The organism is Salmonella sp. 32120201201600049SM (assembly GCF_017572835.1).
Taxonomy (GTDB): Bacteria; Pseudomonadota; Gammaproteobacteria; order Enterobacterales; family Enterobacteriaceae; genus Salmonella; species Salmonella enterica.
In genome coordinates, this window is sequence record NZ_JAGESA010000004.1 from 286,789 (window position 1) to 309,948 (window position 23,160).

Below are 23,160 nucleotides of genomic sequence, written 5' to 3' on the forward strand. Positions count from 1 at the left end.
ATGTGGTCCTTGTCTCCAGGGGCGCCTTGCGTCAGGCATAAAAAAACCCGCGCAACGGCGCGGGTTTTGTTTGACTTCGAGCTGACTTAATGTTGAATGCCGCCCACCGGTCTACCGCGCACAATAAATGCGTTGAGTAGTAGTAGCCCAGTGAAACGAACGATATGTGACATTAATTCAGCTCCAGCGAATGCGTTATGCTTTTAGTGGTACTGGATATGCCGTTTAATGTCAACTCTATTTTCTGTCGCCATTGCATTTTGTTGACGATATCCGGATACGTACTTTAGCTAATTGTGCTGGGCTGCGCGTCCAATAAAGGATAAAAGAACGAGTGGACATTCATACTTTTCATTGTTTGAAATATTTAGGCATTTTTGTTTGCAAATTGGTTAGGGGAATGGCCTGTTAAAGGTATGCTAAAGGTTTGGTTTATCTTTTTGATTTGTTTTATATTTTAACAAATAACCTTGTTTACTTAATGGATAAGGATAAAGTTATTGATAAATTAATGTTAACTTTTTAGCTATTAATAATATAAACATTTAATTGAAACTTAAATGATCATTCACTTGGTGTATGATTGTGTATTCGCCATAGTTATGGTTATATTGCTTGCGTAATTTAAACATTATGAATCGCAATGGTGTGACTCAGGACACATTATGCTTGCGCTGGCATTCTATTTGTCTCTGTCAGCGTCTTTATGTTTTCCGAATTTTAACGCTTTCCCTTTTTCTTATTTTATATGCATGGTAAATCATATTTTCAGGAATTATTTCTGCCTTCAGCCAGAAAAAGGGAGTTAAGCGTGACAGTGGAGTTAAATATGCCAGAGGTCAAAACCGAAAAGCCGCATCTTTTAGATATGGGCAAACCACAGCTTCGCATGGTTGATTTGAACCTATTGACCGTGTTCGATGCGGTAATGCAAGAGCAGAATATTACGCGCGCCGCCCACACGCTGGGAATGTCGCAGCCTGCGGTTAGTAACGCCGTAGCGCGTCTGAAGGTTATGTTTAATGACGAACTTTTTGTTCGATATGGACGAGGAATTCAGCCGACTGCCCGTGCATTTCAGTTATTTGGTTCAGTCCGTCAGGCGTTGCAATTGGTGCAAAATGAATTGCCGGGATCGGGGTTTGAGCCGACCAGCAGCGAACGTGTATTCAATCTTTGCGTGTGCAGTCCGCTGGATAATATCCTGACGTCACAGATTTATAATCGTGTAGAAAAAATTGCGCCAAATATTCATGTCGTTTTTAAAGCGTCGTTGAATCAGAATACTGAGCATCAGTTACGCTATCAGGAAACCGAGTTCGTTATTAGTTATGAAGAATTCCGTCGTCCTGAGTTTACCAGCGTACCGCTATTTAAAGATGAAATGGTTTTAGTCGCCAGCCGAAAACACCCGCGTATTAGCGGCCCGCTACTGGAAGGCGATGTTTATAATGAACAACATGCGGTTGTTTCTCTCGATCGTTATGCGTCATTTAGTCAGCCGTGGTATGACACGCCGGATAAACAGTCGAGCGTGGCTTATCAGGGCATGGCGCTTATCAGCGTTCTGAACGTGGTTTCGCAGACGCATTTGGTCGCTATTGCCCCGCGCTGGCTGGCGGAAGAGTTTGCGGAGTCGCTGGATCTGCAAATATTGCCGTTGCCTTTAAAACTGAATAGCCGGACATGCTACCTTTCCTGGCATGAAGCGGCTGGGCGTGATAAAGGGCATCAATGGATGGAAGATTTATTAGTTTCTGTTTGTAAGCGATAAAACCGGGCAGAATAAATCAGAAACAAATTCTGGTTTATTCTGCTTTTTAGCGTATATCAAAAATTTTATGCTGAATTAACGGTGAGCGATTCTTTTCGTCGCTGTGAAAAATAGATGAATTGCTGTAAGTCTGCATTTATAAGCGATTATTTATTACCTGGTGTGATTCAGACGGAGTATTTCTCCATTTCTTCTCTTCTTGCCTCCTGATTATTCTAACCTTCCCCATCTTTACGTCATTCCACCCAATTGCCAGGCGTGATAGCGAGCGGTTAAGGTGTCCGTCAAACCGTGATGACAGGTATAAAGTGGAGGCAAGCCGTGGAGATGTTGTCTGGAGCCGAGATGGTCGTCCGATCGCTTATCGATCAAGGCGTAAAGCAGGTGTTCGGCTATCCTGGAGGCGCAGTGCTTGATATTTATGATGCGCTACATACCGTTGGAGGGATCGATCATGTGCTGGTGCGTCATGAGCAGGCCGCGGTGCATATGGCGGATGGCCTGGCGCGAGCCACTGGCGACGTTGGCGTGGTGCTGGTGACTTCCGGACCGGGAGCGACCAATGCGATTACCGGGATTGCTACGGCCTATATGGATTCCATTCCGCTGGTGATTCTTTCCGGCCAGGTCGCCACCTCATTGATTGGCTATGATGCCTTTCAGGAGTGCGACATGGTGGGGATTTCCCGACCGGTGGTCAAACATAGCTTCCTGGTCAAACAGACGGAAGATATTCCCCTGGTGCTTAAAAAGGCCTTCTGGCTGGCGGCAAGCGGACGTCCTGGGCCGGTGGTCGTGGATTTGCCTAAAGATATTTTGAATCCGGCGAAAAAAATGCCGTATGCCTGGCCGGAGACGGTCAGTATGCGCTCTTACAATCCCACAACATCAGGACATAAAGGACAAATTAAGCGTGCCTTGCAAACGCTGGCGTCGGCAAAAAAGCCGGTGGTCTACGTTGGGGGAGGGGCGATAAGCGCGGCCTGCTATGCGCCGCTGCGCCACATCATTGAAACCTTTAACCTGCCGGTGGTCTCTTCATTAATGGGACTGGGCGCGTTTCCTGCTACTCATCGCCAGTCGTTAGGAATGCTGGGAATGCATGGCACTTATGAAGCCAATATGACCATGCATAACGCCGACGTGATTTTCGCTGTTGGCGTACGATTTGACGACCGCACGACGAATAATCTCGCTAAATATTGTCCGAACGCGACGGTATTACACATCGACATTGACCCGACGTCCATATCCAAAACGGTTAACGCTGATATCCCGGTGGTAGGCGATGCCCGCCTGGTACTGGAACAAATGCTGGAGCTACTGGCGCAGGATGCGCCGTCTCAGCCGCAGGATGATATTCGCGACTGGTGGCAGCAGATAGAGAGCTGGCGCGCCCGTCAGTGCCTGAAATATGACGCGGAAAGCGAAAGCATTAAACCCCAGGCGGTGATTGAAACCCTCTGGCGTCTGACGAAGGGCGACGCTTACGTGACGTCCGATGTAGGACAACACCAGATGTTTGCCGCTCTCTATTACCCGTTCGATAAACCACGTCGCTGGATTAATTCCGGCGGGCTCGGCACGATGGGTTTTGGCCTACCGGCTGCGCTGGGCGTTAAAATGGCCCTGCCGAAAGAAATGGTGGTCTGCGTGACCGGCGATGGCAGCATACAGATGAACATTCAGGAGCTGTCGACAGCCTTACAGTATGAACTGCCGGTACTGGTTCTGAACCTGAACAACCGTTATCTGGGGATGGTGAAACAGTGGCAGGATATGATCTATTCCGGTCGCCATTCTCAGTCTTATATGCAGTCGTTACCGGATTTTGTGCGCCTGGCGGAAGCCTATGGCCATGTCGGGCTGCAGATTAACCGTCCGGATGAGCTGGAAAGTAAACTCAGCGAAGCCCTTGAGCATGTGCGTAATAACCGACTGGTGTTCGTCGATGTCACCGTTGATGGCAGCGAGCATGTCTATCCGATGCAGATTCGCGGGGGCGGGATGGACGAAATGTGGTTAAGCAAAACGGAGAGGACCTGATGATGCGCCGGATTTTATCGGTATTACTGGAAAACGAATCTGGGGCGTTATCGCGGGTTATCGGCCTCTTTTCGCAACGCGGATATAATATTGAAAGCCTGACCGTCGCGCCGACAGACGATCCGACGTTGTCGCGCATGACTATCCAGACGGTAGGCGATGAAAAAGTGCTTGAGCAAATTGAAAAACAACTGCACAAGCTGGTTGATGTGCTGCGCGTCAGCGAGCTGGGACAGGGAGCGCACGTTGAGCGGGAAATCATGCTGGTGAAAATCCAGGCCAGCGGCTACGGACGGGAAGAGGTGAAGCGTAATACGGAAATTTTCCGTGGTCAGATTATTGACGTTACGCCAACGTTGTATACCGTTCAACTGGCGGGCACCAGCGATAAACTGGATGCTTTTCTGGCCTCGCTGCGCGACGTGGCGAAAATTGTTGAAGTGGCGCGTTCAGGCGTCGTCGGGCTTTCGCGCGGCGATAAGATTATGCGCTGAGCTGATTCGCCGGATGACGACGCGCTTGCGTTTTATCCGGTCTACAGGCTGATATCTGGCCCAGGTCCGATAAGCGTAGCGCCATCAGGCAGGTTTGCCGGATATCAGCCAACAGGAATTATCGCCCAACCCAATATCACCGGTTGGGCTTTTTTTTGCGAAATCCGTGGTAACCCGGAATAAAAGCGGTTGCCGGAGTGATCAAACTGCGCTTAGATGTTAACGATTTTAACCCATGCCGACATAAAGGTTATGGTTTGTACAATTTACACAAGGGGCAATTGTGAAACTGGATGAAATCGCTCGGCTGGCCGGTGTCTCGCGCACAACTGCAAGCTACGTTATAAACGGTAAAGCAAAGCAATACCGCGTGAGCGACAAAACCGTAGAAAAAGTCATGGCGGTAGTGCGTGAGCACAATTACCATCCTAACGCTGTGGCTGCCGGGCTGCGTGCTGGACGCACACGTTCCATTGGTCTGGTGATCCCGGACCTTGAAAACACGAGCTACACCCGTATCGCAAACTATCTTGAGCGCCAGGCACGCCAGCGTGGCTACCAACTGCTGATCGCCTGTTCTGAAGATCAGCCGGATAACGAAATGCGCTGCATTGAGCACCTTTTGCAACGCCAGGTGGATGCAATCATTGTTTCAACTTCGTTACCGCCGGAGCATCCCTTCTATCAACGCTGGGCCAACGATCCGTTCCCCATCGTCGCGCTCGACCGCGCGCTGGATCGCGAACATTTCACCAGCGTGGTCGGCGCCGATCAGGATGATGCCGAGATGTTGGCGGAAGAGCTGCGTAAATTCCCGGCGGAAAAGGTGCTTTATTTGGGCGCGCTGCCGGAGTTGTCCGTCAGTTTCCTGCGCGAACAGGGGTTCCGCACCGCATGGAAAGACGATCCGCGGGAGGTGAATTTCTTATATGCCAACAGCTATGAGCGCGAAGCCGCCGCGCAGTTGTTTGAGAAATGGCTGGAAACGCATCCTATGCCGCAGGCGCTCTTTACGACATCGTTCGCGCTATTACAGGGCGTGATGGACGTTACGCTGCGGCGCGATGGAAAACTGCCCTCGGATTTGGCGATTGCGACCTTCGGCGATCATGAGCTGCTGGATTTTCTGCAATGCCCGGTACTGGCGGTGGCGCAGCGTCATCGTGATGTCGCGGAACGCGTGCTGGAGATTGTGCTGGCAAGTCTTGATGAACCGCGTAAACCGAAACCCGGCTTAACGCGTATTCGGCGAAACCTGTATCGTCGCGGCATTCTGAGCCGTAGCTAAAGGACCGGCGGTAAAAGACTCTCTCTTCTGCCGCCGTCAAACAAATGCGTATCAGTAAAAATATCCCTTAAATAATTAAGATTATTCCTTAAAATTATCCGAAAATTCTTTTTTATTACCTTTCTTTTGTCCGAAATCGTCCATATTCCACTAATTAAGACGTAACGAGTCTTTTCCTTTGTCTTGTTTTGTTACAAGCAGGCAAGAAATCGTCGAATTAACAGCCACTTTTTGTCTTTGGCGCGACAGTCGCTCGTAGGCGCTGGTATAGCAGGCGCCGCACACGTTAAACAGGCACTGTTAACACGGTGCAATATGTCCTAAAATGCCGCTCGCGTCGCAAACTGACACTTTATATTTTTCTCGGATTATATTGAGTCCGTTTTAAACGGCGGTGGGTCTTTGGTTTTTTTCTTACAAATATTCATAACGTTAATTTGGCTTGCACGCTGGGTGGAAATTAATCAACGCAGATATTCGCCGTAAACATTGGCTTTTTTACTTAGGTAAGCGTTGTGACTTGCTTGACAAGCTTTTCCTCCGCTCCGTAAACTCCTTCGAGTGGGAATTTGTGGGATAAAGTGGTAAGAAGGGGTGAGACTGGCATGTTCCGGGGGGCAACGTTAGTCAATCTCGACAGTAAAGGGCGCCTGACCGTGCCGACCCGTTATCGGGAGCAACTGATCGAGAGCGCTACCGGTCAAATGGTATGTACCATTGACATCCATCACCCATGCCTGCTGCTTTACCCCCTGCCTGAATGGGAAATTATTGAGCAAAAGTTATCTCGTCTGTCGAGCATGAGCCCGGTAGAACGTCGCGTACAGCGTTTACTGTTGGGCCATGCCAGCGAATGTCAGATGGATGGTGCAGGTCGATTACTGATCGCGCCAGTTCTGCGGCAACATGCCGGACTGACGAAAGAAGTGATGCTGGTTGGACAGTTCAACAAATTTGAGCTGTGGGATGAAACGACCTGGTATCAACAGGTCAAGGAAGATATCGACGCTGAACAGTCAGCTACCGAAACGTTATCGGAGCGGCTGCAGGACTTGTCTCTATAAGATGATGGAAAATTTTAAACACACTACGGTACTGTTGGATGAAGCCGTTAATGGGCTGAATATTCGTCCGGATGGTATCTATATTGATGGCACATTTGGTCGCGGCGGCCACTCGCGCCTGATCCTCTCGCAACTGGGCGAAGAGGGGCGCTTGCTGGCGATCGATCGCGATCCGCAGGCGATCGCCGTTGCACAGACCATTAATGATCCTCGCTTCTCCATCATTCATGGACCTTTTTCCGCGCTGGCTGATTATGTCGCCGAGCGCGAGCTTACCGGCAAGATTGACGGGATCCTTCTCGATCTTGGCGTCTCTTCTCCGCAGCTTGACGATGCGGAGCGCGGTTTTTCATTTATGCGCGACGGTCCGCTGGATATGCGAATGGACCCGACGCGCGGCCAGTCTGCCGCCGAGTGGTTACAAACGGCGGAGGAGGCGGATATCGCCTGGGTGCTGAAAACATTCGGCGAGGAGCGTTTTGCCAAACGTATTGCTCGCGCCATTGTTGAGCGCAATCGCGAACAGCCGATGACCCGCACCAAAGAGCTGGCGGAAGTGGTTGCGGCGGCGACCCCGGTAAAAGACAAATTCAAACATCCCGCGACCCGTACCTTCCAGGCGGTGCGCATCTGGGTAAACAGTGAACTGGAGGAGATAGAGCAGGCGCTAAAAAGCTCGCTCAGCGTACTGGCCCCAGGCGGGCGGCTTTCAATCATCAGTTTCCACTCGCTGGAAGACCGTATTGTGAAACGCTTTATGCGTGAGCAAAGCCGCGGTCCGCAGGTGCCGGCGGGATTGCCGATGACGGAAGCGCAGCTCAAAAAACTGGGCGGTCGTGAGTTACGAGCGTTAGGCAAGTTGATGCCGGGTGAAAAAGAGGTAGCTGAAAATCCTCGGGCCCGTAGTTCAGTTCTGCGTATCGCAGAGAGGACGAACGCATGATCAGCAGAGTGACAGAAGCCCTAAGCAAAGTGAAGGGATCGATAGGAAGCAACGAGCGCCATGCCTTGCCTGGCGTGATCGGTGACGATCTTTTGCGGTTCGGGAAGCTGCCACTCTGCTTGTTCATTTGCATCATTTTAACGGCGGTGACGGTGGTCACGACGGCGCACCATACTCGTTTACTCACCGCGCAGCGTGAACAACTGGTTCTGGAGCGCGATGCATTGGACATTGAATGGCGCAACCTGATCCTTGAAGAAAATGCGCTCGGCGATCACAGCCGGGTGGAGCGGATCGCAACGGAAAAGCTGCAAATGCAGCATGTTGATCCGTCCCAAGAAAATATCGTAGTGCAAAAATAAGGATAAACGCGACGCATGAAAGCAGCGGCAAAAACGCAAAAATCGAAGCGCCAGGAAGAACAGACCAACTTCATCAGTTGGCGTTTTGCGTTGCTGTGCGGCTGTATTTTACTGGCGCTGGTTTTTTTACTTGGACGCGCGGCGTGGCTACAGATTATCGCCCCGGATATGCTGGTGCGTCAGGGCGATATGCGTTCGCTGCGTGTTCAGGAAGTCTCCACCTCACGCGGTATGATTACCGATCGTTCCGGGCGTCCACTGGCGGTCAGCGTACCGGTTAAGGCGATCTGGGCCGACCCTAAAGAAGTTCATGACGCCGGCGGCATCAGCGTCGGCGATCGCTGGAAAGCGCTTTCTACTGCGCTCAATATTCCGCTCGATCAGCTCTCCGCCCGTATCAACGCCAACCCGAAAGGGCGTTTTATTTATCTGGCGCGCCAGGTAAATCCTGACATGGCGGACTACATCAAAAAACTCAAACTGCCGGGGATTCATTTGCGTGAAGAATCACGCCGCTACTACCCGTCAGGAGAAGTAACCGCTCACCTCATCGGTTTTACCAACGTCGATAGTCAGGGGATTGAAGGCGTTGAAAAGAGCTTTGATAAGTGGCTTACCGGTCAGCCTGGCGAGCGAATCGTGCGTAAAGACCGCTATGGCCGCGTGATTGAGGATATCTCCTCCACTGACAGTCAGGCAGCGCACAACCTGGCGTTAAGCATTGATGAACGCTTACAGGCGCTGGTTTACCGCGAACTGAACAACGCGGTGGCGTTTAACAAGGCGGAATCCGGTAGCGCGGTGCTGGTCGATGTCAATACCGGTGAAGTACTGGCGATGGCGAATAGCCCTTCCTATAACCCCAACAACCTTGCCGGTACGCCGAAAGACGCGATGCGTAACCGTACCATCACCGACGTGTTTGAACCGGGTTCTACGGTTAAGCCGATGGTGGTGATGACTGCGCTTCAGCGCGGTATCGTCAACGAAAATACGGTGTTGAATACCGTTCCATACCGAATTAACGGCCACGAAATTAAAGACGTGGCGCGCTACAGCGAATTAACCCTGACCGGGGTTCTACAGAAGTCGAGTAACGTCGGTGTATCCAAACTGGCGTTAGCGATGCCGTCCTCAGCGTTAGTAGATACTTACTCACGTTTTGGGCTAGGAAAGGCGACCAATTTGGGGTTGGTCGGAGAACGCAGTGGCTTATATCCTCAAAAACAACGGTGGTCCGACATAGAGAGGGCCACCTTCTCTTTCGGCTACGGGCTAATGGTAACGCCGTTACAATTAGCGCGAGTCTATGCAACGATCGGCAGCTATGGCATTTATCGCCCGCTGTCGATTACCAAAGTTGATCCGCCTGTACCCGGCGAACGCATCTTCCCTGAATCCACCGTACGCACCGTGGTGCATATGATGGAAAGCGTAGCGCTGCCGGGCGGCGGCGGCGTGAAGGCAGCGATTAAAGGCTACCGTATCGCGATTAAAACCGGTACGGCGAAAAAAGTGGGGCCGGACGGTCGCTACATCAACAAATACATTGCTTACACCGCAGGCGTCGCGCCTGCGAGTCAGCCGCGCTTCGCGCTGGTGGTTGTCATCAACGATCCGCAGGCGGGTAAATACTACGGCGGCGCCGTTTCCGCGCCGGTATTTGGTGCCATCATGGGCGGCGTTCTGCGCACCATGAACATCGAACCGGACGCGCTGGCAACGGGCGAAAAAAATGAATTCGTAATTAATCAAGGCGAGGGAACAGGTGGCAGATCGTAATTTGCGCGACCTTCTTGCTCCGTGGGTGGCTGGACTACCCGCGCGAGAACTGCGAGAGATGACGCTCGACAGCCGTGTGGCTGCGGCGGGCGATCTCTTTGTGGCAGTGGTGGGTCATCAGGCGGACGGGCGTCGATATATCCCGCAGGCGATAGCGCAAGGCGTAGCTGCCATTATTGCAGAGGCGAAAGACGAGGCGGCCGACGGTGAGATTCGCGAAATGCACGGCGTACCGGTCGTCTATCTCAGCCAGCTCAATGAGCGTTTATCTGCGCTGGCGGGCCGCTTTTACCATGAGCCATCTGAAAACATGCGTCTGGTGGCGGTGACCGGCACCAATGGCAAGACCACCACCACCCAACTACTGGCGCAGTGGAGCCAGTTGCTCGGCGAAACCAGCGCAGTGATGGGAACGGTAGGCAACGGACTGTTGGGTAAAGTGATCCCGACGGAGAACACAACCGGTTCCGCTGTGGATGTTCAGCATGTGCTGGCCAGTCTGGTTGCGCAGGGCGCGACCTTCGGCGCGATGGAAGTCTCTTCTCACGGCCTGGTGCAGCATCGCGTGGCGGCGTTGAAATTTGCCGCCTCCGTGTTTACTAATTTGAGCCGCGACCATCTCGACTATCATGGCGATATGGCGCATTACGAGGCAGCAAAATGGATGCTTTATTCCACCCACCATCACGGTCAGGCAATCGTCAACGCCGATGATGAAGTTGGACGCCGCTGGCTGGCGTCGCTACCCGATGCGGTCGCGGTTTCAATGGAAGGGCATATCAACCCTAACTGTCACGGTCGTTGGCTGAAAGCGGAGGCGGTGGAGTACCACGACCGCGGAGCGACGATTCGTTTTGCTTCAAGCTGGGGTGAAGGCGAAATCGAAAGCTGCCTGATGGGCGCGTTTAACGTCAGCAACTTACTGCTGGCATTGGCGACGCTGCTGGCGCTGGGCTATCCGTTAACGGATTTGCTGAAAACCGCCGCGCGTTTGCAGCCGGTTTGCGGGCGTATGGAAGTGTTCACTGCGCCAGGCAAACCGACGGTGGTGGTGGATTACGCGCACACACCGGATGCGCTGGAAAAAGCGTTGCAGGCGGCGCGCCTGCACTGCGCCGGAAAATTGTGGTGCGTCTTTGGCTGTGGCGGGGATCGTGACAAAGGTAAGCGCCCACTCATGGGGGCCATTGCCGAAGAATTCGCGGATATCGTCGTGGTGACTGACGATAACCCGCGTACCGAGGAGCCGCGCGCCATTATCAACGATATTCTGGCCGGAATGCTGGACGCCGGGCAGGTCAGGGTAATGGAAGGCCGCGCTGAGGCGGTAACCAATGCCATTATGCAGGCAAAAGACAATGACGTCGTGCTGATTGCAGGTAAAGGGCACGAGGATTACCAGATTGTCGGCACGCAGCGTCTTGATTATTCAGACCGCGTGACCGCAGCGCGTTTGCTGGGGGTGATCGCATGATTAGCGTAACGCTCAGCAAAATTGCCGATGTCCTTGGCGCCGAACACCGCGGGGCGGATCTCACGTTCGATACGGTCATTACCGACACACGGAAAGTGACGCCGGGATGCCTGTTCGTGGCGCTGAAAGGGGAACGCTTTGATGCGCATGATTTTGCTGATAAAGCAAAAGCGAACGGCGCTGGCGCCCTGCTGGTCAGTCGTCCTCTGGATATCGATCTCCCGCAGGTGATTGTAAAAGACACGCGTCAGGCATTTGGCCAACTGGCCGCCTGGGTACGTATGCAGGTACCGGCGCGGGTGGTGGCGTTAACCGGTTCGTCCGGCAAAACCTCGGTCAAAGAGATGACCGCCGCGATTCTTAGCCAGTGCGGAAATACTCTGTATACCGCAGGCAATTTTAACAACGACATCGGCGTGCCGATAACGCTGCTGCGCTTAAACCATGATTATGACTATGCGGTAATCGAGTTAGGCGCTAATCACCAGGGAGAAATCGCCTGGACCGTTAGCCTGACGCGCCCGGAAGCGGCGCTGGTCAATAACCTGGCGGCGGCGCATCTGGAAGGCTTCGGCTCGTTGGCCGGCGTGGCGAAAGCGAAAGGCGAAATCTATACCGGTTTGCCTGAGAACGGTATCGCGATTATGAATGCCGATAATAATGACTGGCTGAACTGGCAAAGCATTATTGGCGATCGTCAGGTGTGGCGATTTTCGCCGAATGCGGCAAACAGCGACTTTACCGCTGCGAATATCCACGTGACGTCACACGGTACCGAATTTACCCTGCAAACGCCGATGGGCAGCATTGATGTGCTGCTGCCGTTGCCGGGGCGGCACAATATTGCCAACGCGCTGGCGGCCGCTGCTTTATCAATGGCGGTGGGGGCGACGCTGACGGCGATTAAAGCAGGGCTGGCGGCGTTAAAAGCCGTACCCGGGCGTCTGTTCCCGATTCAACTAAGTGAAAACCAACTGGTACTGGATGACGCTTATAACGCCAACGTCGGTTCGATGACCGCCGCAGTGCAGGTCCTTTCTGAAATGCCCGGCTACCGCGTGCTGGTGGTAGGCGATATGGCCGAGCTGGGCGCAGAAAGCGAAGCGTGCCACCTCCAGGTTGGCGAGGCCGCAAAAGCGGCGGGTATTGATCGCGTGTTAAGCACCGGAAAACTCAGTCAGGCTATCAGCCACGCCAGCGGCGTCGGCGAACATTTTGCCGATAAAGCCGCGCTCATTGCGCGTTTACACGCTCTGCTTCAGGAGCAACCGATGATGACTATTTTAGTGAAAGGATCACGCAGCGCCGCGATGGAAGATGTGGTTCATGCGTTACAGGAGAAAGGTTCATGTTAGTTTGGCTGGCCGAGCATTTGGTCAAATATTATTCCGGCTTTAACGTCTTTTCTTATCTGACGTTTCGCGCCATCGTCAGCCTGTTGACCGCGCTGTTCATCTCTTTATGGATGGGCCCGCGTATGATCGCTCGTCTGCAAAAACTCTCTTTTGGCCAGGTGGTACGTAACGATGGCCCGGAATCGCACTTCAGTAAACGCGGTACGCCGACGATGGGCGGCATCATGATCCTGACGGCGATTGTGATTTCCGTTCTGTTATGGGCTTACCCGTCTAACCCGTACGTCTGGTGCGTGCTGGTGGTATTGATTGGCTACGGCATTATCGGTTTTGTCGATGACTACCGCAAAGTGGTGCGGAAAGATACCAAAGGGCTGATTGCGCGCTGGAAATATTTCTGGATGTCGGTTATCGCGCTCGGCGTGGCCTTTGCGCTTTATCTCGTCGGGAAAGACACGCCCGCGACCCAACTGGTGGTGCCGTTCTTTAAAGATGTTATGCCGCAATTGGGGCTGTTTTACATTCTGCTGTCCTACTTTGTCATCGTCGGTACGGGTAACGCCGTAAACCTGACCGACGGGCTTGATGGTCTGGCGATTATGCCGACTGTTTTCGTTGCCGCCGGCTTTGCGCTGGTGGCCTGGGCGACCGGGAACATGAACTTCGCCAATTACCTGCATATTCCGTATTTACGCCATGCGGGCGAGCTGGTGATTGTCTGTACGGCGATTGTCGGCGCGGGATTAGGATTCTTGTGGTTTAACACCTATCCGGCGCAGGTTTTTATGGGCGACGTCGGATCGCTGGCGTTGGGCGGCGCGTTGGGCATTATCGCCGTGCTGCTGCGTCAGGAGTTCCTGCTGGTGATCATGGGCGGCGTCTTTGTGGTGGAAACTCTGTCGGTCATCCTGCAGGTGGGTTCCTTTAAACTACGCGGACAGCGTATTTTCCGTATGGCGCCTATCCATCACCACTATGAACTGAAAGGCTGGCCGGAACCGCGCGTGATTGTGCGCTTCTGGATTATTTCGCTGATGCTGGTGCTGATTGGCCTGGCAACGCTGAAGGTACGTTAATCATGGCTGATTACCAGGACAAAAACGTCGTCATTATCGGTCTGGGCTTAACCGGACTCTCTTGCGTGGACTTTTTTCTCGCCCGCGGCGTGACGCCGCGGGTGATGGATACTCGCGTGACGCCGCCGGGTCTGGATAAGCTGCCGCAAGAGGTTGAGCGTCACGTTGGCGGCCTGAACGACGAGTGGCTCTTAGCGGCGGATTTAATCGTCGCCAGCCCTGGTATTGCTCTGGCACATCCCTCTCTTAGCGCTGCCGCCAGCGCTGGAGTGGAAATTGTCGGCGATATCGAACTGTTTTGCCGCGAAGCGCAGGCGCCGATTGTGGCCATCACCGGCTCGAACGGCAAAAGCACCGTGACCACCTTAGTGGGCGAGATGGCGAAAGCGGCGGGCGTCAATGTCGGCGTTGGCGGCAATATCGGTCTTCCGGCGCTGATGCTGCTGGATGCCGATCGCGAATTGTACGTGCTGGAATTATCCAGTTTCCAACTGGAAACTACCTCAAGTTTGCAAGCGGCGGCGGCAACAGTGCTCAACGTCACTGAAGATCATATGGACCGGTATCCGTTTGGTTTGCAACAGTACCGGGCGGCGAAACTGCGCGTCTACGAGAAGGCGAAAGTGTGCGTAGTGAATGCCGATGATGCGTTGACGATGCCGGTTCGTGGGGCCGATGAGCGCTGCGTCAGCTTTGGCGTCAATATGGGTGATTATCACCTTAATCGTCAGCAGGGCGAAACCTGGCTGCGAGTCAAAGGCGAGAAGGTGCTGAACGTGAAAGAGATGAAGCTTTCCGGGCAGCATAACTATACCAATGCGTTAGCGGCGCTGGCGCTGGCGGATGCCGTAGGTCTGCCGCGCGCCAGCAGTTTGAAGGCGTTGACGACATTTACCGGTCTGGCGCATCGCTTCCAGCTGGCGTTGGAGCATAACGGCGTACGTTGGATCAATGACTCGAAAGCGACCAACGTCGGCAGTACCGAAGCGGCGCTAAACGGTTTGCATGTGGACGGTACGCTGCATCTGCTGCTGGGCGGCGACGGTAAGTCGGCAGACTTTTCTCCGCTGGCGCGCTATCTGACCGGCGACCGTATCCGCCTGTATTGCTTTGGGCGCGATGGCGCGCAGCTTGCCGCACTGCGTCCGGAAATCGCCCAACAGACTGAGACGATGGAAGAGGCGATGCGTTTGCTGGCGCCGCGCGTTCAGCCGGGTGATATGGTGCTGCTGTCGCCCGCTTGCGCTAGCCTCGATCAGTTTAAAAATTTTGAGCAACGGGGCGATGTCTTTACCCGTCTGGCGAAGGAGTTAGGTTGATGCGTTTATCTCTCCCCCGTCTGAGAATGCCGCGCGTACCAGGCTTTGGCCTCCTGGCCTGGCTGTTTGCGGCGCTTAAAGGCTGGGTGATGGCTTCGCGCGATAAAGACGCCGACAGTCTGATCATGTATGACCGCACGCTGCTATGGCTGACCTTCGGGCTGGCGGCGATTGGTTTTGTCATGGTGACGTCGGCCTCCATGCCAGTCGGGCAGCGCCTGGCGAACGATCCGTTTTTGTTTGCCAAACGTGATGCGCTCTATATCTTCCTGGCATTTTGTCTGGCGATGGTCACGCTACGTTTGCCCATGACCTTCTGGCAAAAATACAGCACGACGATGCTGATTGCGTCGATCATTATGCTGCTTATCGTGCTGGTCGTCGGGAGCTCGGTTAACGGGGCGTCGCGCTGGATTGCGCTGGGGCCGCTGCGTATTCAGCCTGCGGAGTTTACCAAGCTGTCGCTGTTCTGCTACCTCGCGAACTATCTGGTGCGTAAGGTTGATGAAGTGCGAAATAACCTGCGCGGCTTTTTAAAACCAATGGGCGTGATTCTGGTGCTGGCGGTGTTACTGCTGGCGCAGCCTGACCTCGGGACAGTGGTCGTACTGTTTGTCACCACGCTGGCGATGCTGTTTCTCGCCGGGGCGAAATTATGGCAGTTCATCGCCATTATCGGGATGGGCATCTCGGCGGTGATTCTGTTAATCCTCGCCGAACCGTATCGTATTCGCCGCGTTACCTCGTTCTGGAACCCCTGGGAAGATCCGTTCGGCAGCGGTTATCAGCTGACGCAGTCGCTGATGGCTTTTGGTCGCGGTGAGATATGGGGGCAAGGGCTGGGGAATTCGGTGCAGAAACTGGAGTATTTGCCGGAGGCGCACACCGATTTCATCTTCGCCATTATTGGGGAAGAACTGGGTTATATCGGTGTGGTATTGGCGCTTTTAATGGTATTCTTCGTCGCTTTTCGCGCGATGTCGATTGGCCGTAAGGCATTGGAGATTGACCACCGTTTTTCCGGATTTTTAGCGTGTTCTATCGGTATCTGGTTTAGTTTCCAGGCGCTGGTAAACGTTGGCGCGGCCGCGGGGATGCTGCCGACCAAAGGTCTTACGCTGCCGCTGATCAGTTATGGCGGGTCGAGTCTGTTGATTATGTCGACGGCCATTATGTTTTTATTACGTATTGATTATGAAACGCGTCTGGAAAAAGCGCAGGCGTTTACACGAGGTTCTCGATGAGTGGTCAACCGAAGCGGTTAATGGTGATGGCGGGCGGTACCGGCGGGCACGTGTTCCCCGGACTGGCCGTTGCGCATCATTTAATGGCCCAGGGCTGGCAGGTTCGCTGGCTGGGTACCGCCGATCGTATGGAAGCGGATTTAGTGCCGAAGCATGGCATCGATATTGACTTTATTCGGATCTCCGGTCTGCGCGGTAAAGGCGTAAAAGCGCTTCTGGCGGCGCCGCTGCGGATTTTTAACGCCTGGCGGCAGGCGCGGGCGATCATGAAGCGGTTTAAGCCGGATGTCGTGCTGGGAATGGGCGGTTATGTTTCCGGCCCCGGCGGTCTTGCCGCCTGGTCATTGGGTATTCCGGTCGTTTTGCATGAGCAAAACGGTATCGCCGGGCTAACCAATCAGTGGCTGGCCAGAATCGCGACCACGGTGATGCAGGCGTTTCCCGGTGCGTTTCCGAACGCGGAAGTGGTGGGTAACCCGGTGCGTACCGACGTACTGGCGTTGCCGTTGCCGCAGGTGCGTCTGGCCGGTCGTGACGGCCCGATTCGCGTGTTGGTGGTCGGCGGTTCTCAGGGGGCGCGAGTCCTGAACCAGACGATGCCGCAGGTTGCCGCCAGACTGGGCGATACGGTTACAATCTGGCATCAAAGCGGAAAAGGCGCGCAGCTCACGGTAGAGCAGGCATATGCCGGGGCGGGACAACCGCAGCATAAGGTAACGGAATTTATCGATGACATGGCCGCCGCCTATGCGTGGGCGGATGTAGTGGTATGTCGTTCCGGCGCTTTAACGGTGAGCGAGATCGCCGCCGCCGGGTTACCGGCGATATTCGTGCCGTTTCAGCATAAAGACAGGCAGCAGTACTGGAATGCGCTGCCGTTAGAAAACGCCGGCGCAGCTAAGATTTTTGAGCAGCCGCAGTTTACTGTAGAGGCTGTCGCCGACACCCTGGCGGGGTGGTCGCGCGAGGCGTTGTTAACCATGGCGGAGCGTGCCCGCGCGGTATCCATTCCGGATGCTACCGAACGCGTCGCCAGTGAAGTCAGCCGGGTTGCCCGGACATAATTTGTGGCGGTGCCTTTTGCATCGCAGGGTTTTTCTACCCTCAATAATTTGGGTTGCAGGCAAGCCAACGCATCTGCAATTTGAAGTATGGCGGGTATTGGAGTTAATGGCGTAAAGAATGAATACACAACAACTGGCAAAACTGCGTTCCATCGTGCCCGAAATGCGTCGCGTTCGGCACATTCACTTTGTCGGCATCGGTGGTGCTGGTATGGGCGGTATTGCCGAAGTTCTGGCCAATGAAGGGTATCAGATCAGTGGTTCCGATTTAGCGCCGAATCCGGTGACCCAGCAGTTGACGAGCCTGGGGGCGACGATTTTCTTTAACCATCGTCCGGAAAATGTGCGTGATGCCAGCGTGGTCGTCGTTTCCAGCGCAATTTCCGCGGATAACCCGGAAATTGTCGCGGCGCATGAAGCGCGTATTCCGGTTATTCGCCGTGCGGAAATGCTGGCGGAACTGATGCGTTTTCGCCACGGCATCGCCATTGCCGGGACGCACGGAAAAACCACAACGACCGCGATGGTGTCCAGTATTTATGCCGAAGCGGGGCTGGACCCGACTTTCGTGAATGGCGGACTGGTGAAAGCCGCAGGCGTTCATGCGCGTCTGGGCCATAGTCGTTACCTGATTGCCGAGGCAGATGAGAGCGACGCATCCTTCCTGCATTTGCAGCCGATGGTTGCGATCGTCACCAACATCGAAGCCGACCATATGGATACCTATCATGGCGACTTTGAAAATTTAAAGCAGACGTTTATTAACTTCCTGCATAACCTGCCGTTCTACGGTCGCGCGGTAATGTGCGTCGACGATCCGGTCATCCGCGAGTTGCTGCCGCGGGTGGGGCGTCAGACCACGACGTATGGCTTTAGCGAGGATGCTGACGTCCGTGTAGAAGATTATCAGCAGATAGGGCCGCAGGGGCACTTTACGCTGTTGCGCCAGGGAATGCCGGATCTGCATGTCACGTTGAATGCGCCGGGTCGCCACAATGCCCTGAATGCCGCCGCGGCAGTGGCGGTAGCGACCGAAGAAGGCATCGACGATGACGCTATCCTGCGCGCGCTGGAAAGCTTCCAGGGGACCGGGCGTCGTTTTGACTTCCTCGGCGAGTTCCCGCTTGAGCCGGTGAATGGTAAAGCCGGGACGGCGATGCTGGTGGATGACTATGGCCATCATCCGACCGAAGTAGACGCCACCATTAAAGCTGCGCGAGCAGGGTGGCCGGATAAAAACCTGGTGATGCTGTTTCAGCCGCACCGTTACACGCGCACGCGCGATCTGTATGACGATTTCGCCAATGTGCTGACCCAGGTCGATGCGCTGCTGATGCTGGACGTTTACCCGGCGGGCGAAGCGCCGATTCCGGGCGCGGATAGCCGTTCTTTATGTCGTACGATTCGTAATCGGGGAAAAATTGACCCGATTCTGGTTTCCGATCCGGCTCAGGTTGCGACAATGTTAGCGCCGGTGCTGACGGGTAACGACTTGATATTAGTGCAAGGCGCAGGAAATGTTGGCAAAATTGCGCGTTACTTATCTGAAATCAAGCTGAAGCCGCAAATCCAGGAGGAAGAGCAACATGGCTGATAAAATCGCGGTCCTGTTGGGCGGAACCTCTGCGGAGCGGGACGTTTCGTTAAATTCCGGCGCGGCAGTGTTGGCCGGGTTACGTGAAGGCGGTATTGATGCGCATCCCGTCGATCCGCAAGAGGTCGATGTCGCGCAGCTTAAAGCAATGGGCTTTCAGAAGGTCTTTATTGCGTTGCATGGCCGCGGCGGTGAAGATGGCACCTTACAGGGAATGCTTGAACTGCTCGGCCTGCCTTATACCGGCAGCGGCGTGATGGCCTCGGCGCTTTCCATGGATAAACTGCGCAGTAAATTGCTGTGGCAGGGCGCAGGCTTACCGGTTGCGCCGTGGGTCGCGCTGACGCGCGCTGAGTTTGAAAAAGGCCTTAGCGAAGAACAAAAAGCGCGAATTTCGGCGCTGGGTTTACCGCTGATCGTCAAACCCAGCCGTGAAGGCTCCAGCGTCGGTATGACGAAAGTAGTAGAAGAAAATGCTTTACAGGGTGCGTTATCATTGGCTTTTCAGCATGATGACGAAATACTGATTGAGAAATGGCTGTGCGGTCCGGAATTTACGGTGGCGATAGTTGGCGAAGAAATTTTACCGTCAATTCGTATCCAACCGGCAGGAACCTTCTATGATTATGAGGCGAAGTATCTCTCTGATGAGACTCAGTATTTCTGCCCTGCCGGTTTAGATGCGTCCCAGGAAGCCGCGCTACAGTCTCTCGTCCTGCAGGCATGGAAAGCTTTAGGCTGCACGGGATGGGGGCGTATTGACGTCATGCTGGACAGCGATGGTCAGTTTTATCTGCTGGAAGCCAATACTTCTCCGGGGATGACCAGCCATAGTCTGGTGCCGATGGCGGCGCGTCAGGCGGGAATGAGCTTCTCGCAGTTAGTGGTACGAATTCTGGAGTTGGCGGACTGATATGTCGCAGGCTGCGCTGAACACGCGAAACAGTGATGAAGAGACGCCTTCTTCACGCCGCAATAATGGAACGCGTCTTGCAGGAATTTTATTCCTGCTGACGGTACTGTGCACCGTGTTTGTTAGCGGGTGGGTCGTGTTAGGGTGGATGGAAGATGCGCAGCGTTTACCGTTATCAAAGCTGGTATTAACCGGCGAGCGTCACTACACGCGTAACGATGATATCCGTCAGGCGATACTGGCTCTGGGCGCGCCGGGAACCTTCATGACGCAGGATGTGAACATTATCCAGAGCCAGATTGAGCGTTTGCCGTGGATTAAACAGGCCAGCGTCAGAAAACAGTGGCCTGATGAATTGAAGATTCATCTGGTTGAATATGTGCCGATTGCGCGTTGGAATGATCAACATATGGTCGATGCTGAAGGGAACACCTTCAGCGTGCCGTCAGACCGCATCGGCAAACAGGTTTTACCCATGTTGTATGGCCCGGAAGGCAGCGCGAGTGAAGTGTTGCAGGGATACCGCGAGATGGGGCAGGTGCTGGCTAAGGATAAATTCACTCTGAAGGAAGCGGCGATGACCGCACGTCGCTCCTGGCAATTGACGCTTAATAACGGCATTAAGCTCAATCTCGGCAGGGGCGATACGATGAAAAGGTTGGCTCGCTTTGTAGAACTCTATCCGGTTTTACAGCAGCAGGCGCAAACCGATGGCAAACGGATTAGCTACGTTGATTTGCGTTATGACTCAGGTGCGGCAGTTGGCTGGGCGCCGCTCCCCCCTGAGGAATCTAATCAGCAACAGAATCAGGCACAGGCAGAACAACAATGATCAAGGCGACGGACAGAAAACTGGTAGTAGGACTGGAGATTGGCACCGCGAAGGTTGCCGCTTTAGTAGGGGAAGTTCTGCCCGACGGTATGGTCAATATCATTGGCGTGGGCAGTTGCCCATCGCGGGGTATGGATAAAGGCGGGGTGAATGACCTTGAGTCAGTGGTGAAATGCGTTCAGCGCGCCATTGACCAGGCGGAATTGATGGCTGATTGCCAGATCTCCTCGGTATATCTGGCGCTTTCCGGCAAACATATTAGCTGTCAGAATGAAATTGGCATGGTGCCCATTTCCGAAGAGGAAGTGACGCAGGAAGATGTGGAAAACGTCGTGCATACTGCGAAGTCAGTGCGCGTGCGCGATGAGCATCGCGTGCTGCATGTGATTCCTCAGGAGTACGCCATTGACTACCAGGAAGGCATTAAAAATCCGGTCGGTCTTTCCGGCGTGCGTATGCAGGCGAAAGTACATTTGATTACCTGCCACAACGATATGGCAAAAAACATTGTCAAAGCTGTTGAACGTTGTGGTCTGAAAGTTGACCAACTGATATTTGCCGGACTGGCGGCCAGTTATTCCGTGTTAACGGAAGATGAACGTGAACTGGGCGTCTGTGTCGTGGATATCGGCGGTGGTACAATGGATATCGCCGTTTATACTGGCGGCGCGCTGCGTCATACCAAAGTGATCCCTTACGCGGGGAACGTGGTGACCAGCGATATCGCTTATGCCTTTGGTACGCCGCCGAGCGATGCTGAAGCCATTAAAGTCCGCCACGGTTGCGCGCTGGGTTCCATCGTCGGTAAAGACGAGAGCGTTGAAGTACCGAGCGTAGGCGGGCGTCCGCCGCGCAGCCTGCAACGCCAGACGCTGGCGGAAGTGATTGAGCCGCGTTACACCGAGCTGCTCAATCTGGTCAACGAAGAGATATTGCAATTACAGGAACAGCTTCGCCAACAAGGGGTAAAACATCACCTGGCGGCGGGGATTGTGTTAACCGGCGGCGCGGCGCAAATCGAAGGGCTTGCTGCTTGCGCTCAGCGCGTGTTTCATACGCAGGTGCGTATCGGCGCGCCGCTGAATATCACCGGTCTGACGGATTATGCCCAGGAGCCGTATTACTCAACGGCGGTGGGATTGCTTCACTACGGGAAAGAGTCCCACTTAAACGGTGAAGCAGAAGTGGAAAAACGTGTTACGGCATCAGTTGGCTCGTGGATCAAGCGACTTAATAGCTGGCTGCGAAAAGAGTTTTAATTTTTATGAGGCCGCCAGATATTACGGCCTCAGGCGACAGGCACATGACGGAGAGAGATTATGTTTGAACCTATGGAACTAACCAACGACGCGGTGATTAAAGTCATCGGCGTCGGTGGTGGCGGCGGTAACGCTGTTGAACACATGGTGCGCGAGCGCATCGAAGGTGTTGAATTCTTCGCGGTGAATACCGACGCTCAGGCGTTGCGTAAAACGGCGGTTGGCCAGACCATTCAAATTGGTAGCGGCATTACCAAAGGTCTGGGCGCCGGCGCTAACCCGGAAGTCGGTCGTAACGCGGCGGACGAAGACCGTGAAGCGCTGCGTGCGGCGCTTGAAGGCGCAGACATGGTATTTATCGCGGCAGGCATGGGCGGCGGTACCGGTACCGGCGCGGCGCCTGTGGTTGCTGAAGTGGCAAAAGATTTAGGTATTCTGACCGTTGCCGTGGTGACTAAACCTTTCAATTTTGAAGGTAAAAAGCGCATGGCATTTGCGGAGCAGGGTATCACTGAGCTGTCCAAGCATGTGGACTCGTTGATCACCATCCCGAACGACAAGCTGCTGAAAGTGCTGGGCCGTGGTATCTCCCTGCTCGACGCGTTCGGCGCGGCTAACGACGTGCTGAAAGGCGCGGTTCAGGGCATCGCAGAGCTGATCACCCGCCCGGGTCTGATGAACGTCGACTTTGCTGACGTGCGTACCGTGATGTCTGAAATGGGCTACGCAATGATGGGCTCCGGCGTGGCGAGCGGTGAAGACCGTGCGGAAGAAGCGGCTGAAATGGCTATTTCTTCTCCGCTGCTGGAAGATATCGACCTGTCCGGCGCGCGCGGCGTGTTGGTCAACATTACTGCGGGCTTCGACCTGCGTCTGGATGAGTTCGAAACCGTCGGTAACACCATCCGTGCCTTTGCGTCGGATAACGCCACCGTGGTTATCGGTACCTCTCTGGACCCGGATATGAACGACGAACTGCGCGTGACCGTTGTTGCCACTGGAATTGGTATGGACAAGCGTCCTGAAATCACTCTGGTCACCAATAAACAGGTGCAGCAGCCGGTGTTGGATCGTTATCAGCAGCACGGTATGGCGCCGCTGACGCAGGAGCAAAAAACGGTCGCGAAAGTGGTTAACGACAATACACCACAGGCGGCGAAAGAGCCGGATTATCTGGATATCCCCGCATTCCTGCGTAAGCAAGCTGATTAAGAATTAGCTGGAATTTGGGATTCTGGGCTCTTTGTGCTAAACTGGCCCGCCGAATGTATAGTACA

At 54.1% G+C, this 23,160-nt stretch carries 20 protein-coding genes; 19 read left to right on the forward strand and 1 reads right to left on the reverse strand.

The window, feature by feature from the left end; all coding sequences use genetic code 11:
* Nucleotides 1–86 precede the first annotated feature (86 nt).
* Complete coding sequence (leuL, locus tag J4650_RS12000) at nt 87–173, reverse strand: leu operon leader peptide (protein ID WP_001575587.1); 87 nt, start codon at nt 171–173, stop codon at nt 87–89.
* Between the two features lie 656 nt (nt 174–829).
* On the opposite strand from leuL, the gene leuO reads away from it, so the two are divergent.
* The 19 genes from leuO (at nt 830) to ftsZ (ending at nt 23,095) form a co-directional block, all read left to right on the forward strand.
* Entirely contained in the window at nt 830–1,774 is a 945-nt protein-coding gene (gene leuO / locus J4650_RS12005; RefSeq protein ID WP_001115420.1) for a transcriptional regulator LeuO, read from the forward strand.
* A gap of 321 nt (nt 1,775–2,095) precedes the next feature.
* Entirely contained in the window at nt 2,096–3,820 is a 1,725-nt protein-coding gene (ilvI, locus tag J4650_RS12010) for an acetolactate synthase 3 large subunit (protein ID WP_000425604.1), read from the forward strand.
* A 2-nt stretch (nt 3,821–3,822) separates the two neighbouring features.
* Nucleotides 3,823–4,314, forward strand: coding sequence for an acetolactate synthase small subunit (gene ilvN, locus J4650_RS12015; RefSeq protein ID WP_001563086.1), 492 nt, complete (start codon nt 3,823–3,825; stop codon nt 4,312–4,314).
* Nucleotides 4,315–4,597: 283 nt separating this feature from the next.
* On the forward strand, nt 4,598–5,602 hold the full coding sequence (gene cra / locus J4650_RS12020) for a catabolite repressor/activator (protein WP_000762392.1): 1,005 nt from the start codon (nt 4,598–4,600) through the stop codon (nt 5,600–5,602).
* A 605-nt stretch (nt 5,603–6,207) separates the two neighbouring features.
* Nucleotides 6,208–6,666 (forward strand): division/cell wall cluster transcriptional repressor MraZ, encoded by a 459-nt coding sequence (gene mraZ / locus J4650_RS12025; protein WP_000488296.1) that lies wholly within the window; start codon nt 6,208–6,210, stop codon nt 6,664–6,666.
* Between the two features lies 1 nt (nt 6,667).
* Nucleotides 6,668–7,609 carry a 16S rRNA (cytosine(1402)-N(4))-methyltransferase RsmH gene (gene rsmH, locus J4650_RS12030; RefSeq protein ID WP_000970444.1) on the forward strand — a complete coding sequence of 314 codons (942 nt, stop codon included), beginning with the start codon at nt 6,668–6,670 and terminating at the stop codon, nt 7,607–7,609.
* Nucleotides 7,606–7,971 carry a cell division protein FtsL gene (ftsL, locus tag J4650_RS12035; RefSeq protein ID WP_000625651.1) on the forward strand — a complete coding sequence of 122 codons (366 nt, stop codon included), beginning with the start codon at nt 7,606–7,608 and terminating at the stop codon, nt 7,969–7,971. Before rsmH ends, ftsL begins: the two co-directional genes overlap by 4 nt.
* 15 nt (nt 7,972–7,986) lie before the next feature.
* Complete coding sequence (ftsI, locus tag J4650_RS12040; protein WP_000642235.1) at nt 7,987–9,753, forward strand: peptidoglycan glycosyltransferase FtsI; 1,767 nt, start codon at nt 7,987–7,989, stop codon at nt 9,751–9,753.
* Nucleotides 9,740–11,227 carry a UDP-N-acetylmuramoyl-L-alanyl-D-glutamate--2,6-diaminopimelate ligase gene (murE, locus tag J4650_RS12045; RefSeq protein ID WP_000775065.1) on the forward strand — a complete coding sequence of 496 codons (1,488 nt, stop codon included), beginning with the start codon at nt 9,740–9,742 and terminating at the stop codon, nt 11,225–11,227. Before ftsI ends, murE begins: the two co-directional genes overlap by 14 nt.
* Complete coding sequence (gene murF / locus J4650_RS12050) at nt 11,224–12,582, forward strand: UDP-N-acetylmuramoyl-tripeptide--D-alanyl-D-alanine ligase (RefSeq protein WP_000626626.1); 1,359 nt, start codon at nt 11,224–11,226, stop codon at nt 12,580–12,582. Before murE ends, murF begins: the two co-directional genes overlap by 4 nt.
* A complete protein-coding gene (gene mraY, locus J4650_RS12055) occupies nt 12,576–13,658 on the forward strand; it encodes a phospho-N-acetylmuramoyl-pentapeptide-transferase (protein WP_000964138.1) in 1,083 nt (360 codons plus the stop codon). The genes murF and mraY overlap by 7 nt, the downstream gene beginning before the upstream one ends.
* Before the next feature lie 2 nt (nt 13,659–13,660).
* A complete protein-coding gene (gene murD, locus J4650_RS12060) occupies nt 13,661–14,977 on the forward strand; it encodes a UDP-N-acetylmuramoyl-L-alanine--D-glutamate ligase (RefSeq protein WP_000796443.1) in 1,317 nt (438 codons plus the stop codon).
* Complete coding sequence (ftsW, locus tag J4650_RS12065; protein WP_001239803.1) at nt 14,977–16,221, forward strand: cell division protein FtsW; 1,245 nt, start codon at nt 14,977–14,979, stop codon at nt 16,219–16,221. Before murD ends, ftsW begins: the two co-directional genes overlap by 1 nt.
* On the forward strand, nt 16,218–17,285 hold the full coding sequence (murG, locus tag J4650_RS12070) for an undecaprenyldiphospho-muramoylpentapeptide beta-N-acetylglucosaminyltransferase (protein ID WP_023203617.1): 1,068 nt from the start codon (nt 16,218–16,220) through the stop codon (nt 17,283–17,285). The genes ftsW and murG overlap by 4 nt, the downstream gene beginning before the upstream one ends.
* Before the next feature lie 118 nt (nt 17,286–17,403).
* On the forward strand, nt 17,404–18,879 hold the full coding sequence (murC, locus tag J4650_RS12075) for a UDP-N-acetylmuramate--L-alanine ligase (RefSeq protein ID WP_001096072.1): 1,476 nt from the start codon (nt 17,404–17,406) through the stop codon (nt 18,877–18,879).
* Complete coding sequence (locus J4650_RS12080) at nt 18,872–19,792, forward strand: D-alanine--D-alanine ligase (protein ID WP_000763894.1); 921 nt, start codon at nt 18,872–18,874, stop codon at nt 19,790–19,792. The genes murC and J4650_RS12080 overlap by 8 nt, the downstream gene beginning before the upstream one ends.
* A gap of 1 nt (nt 19,793) precedes the next feature.
* Complete coding sequence (gene ftsQ, locus J4650_RS12085; RefSeq protein WP_000075728.1) at nt 19,794–20,624, forward strand: cell division protein FtsQ; 831 nt, start codon at nt 19,794–19,796, stop codon at nt 20,622–20,624.
* Complete coding sequence (gene ftsA / locus J4650_RS12090) at nt 20,621–21,883, forward strand: cell division protein FtsA (protein WP_000588463.1); 1,263 nt, start codon at nt 20,621–20,623, stop codon at nt 21,881–21,883. Before ftsQ ends, ftsA begins: the two co-directional genes overlap by 4 nt.
* A gap of 60 nt (nt 21,884–21,943) precedes the next feature.
* Nucleotides 21,944–23,095 carry a cell division protein FtsZ gene (ftsZ, locus tag J4650_RS12095; protein ID WP_000462785.1) on the forward strand — a complete coding sequence of 384 codons (1,152 nt, stop codon included), beginning with the start codon at nt 21,944–21,946 and terminating at the stop codon, nt 23,093–23,095.
* Nucleotides 23,096–23,160 lie beyond the last annotated feature (65 nt).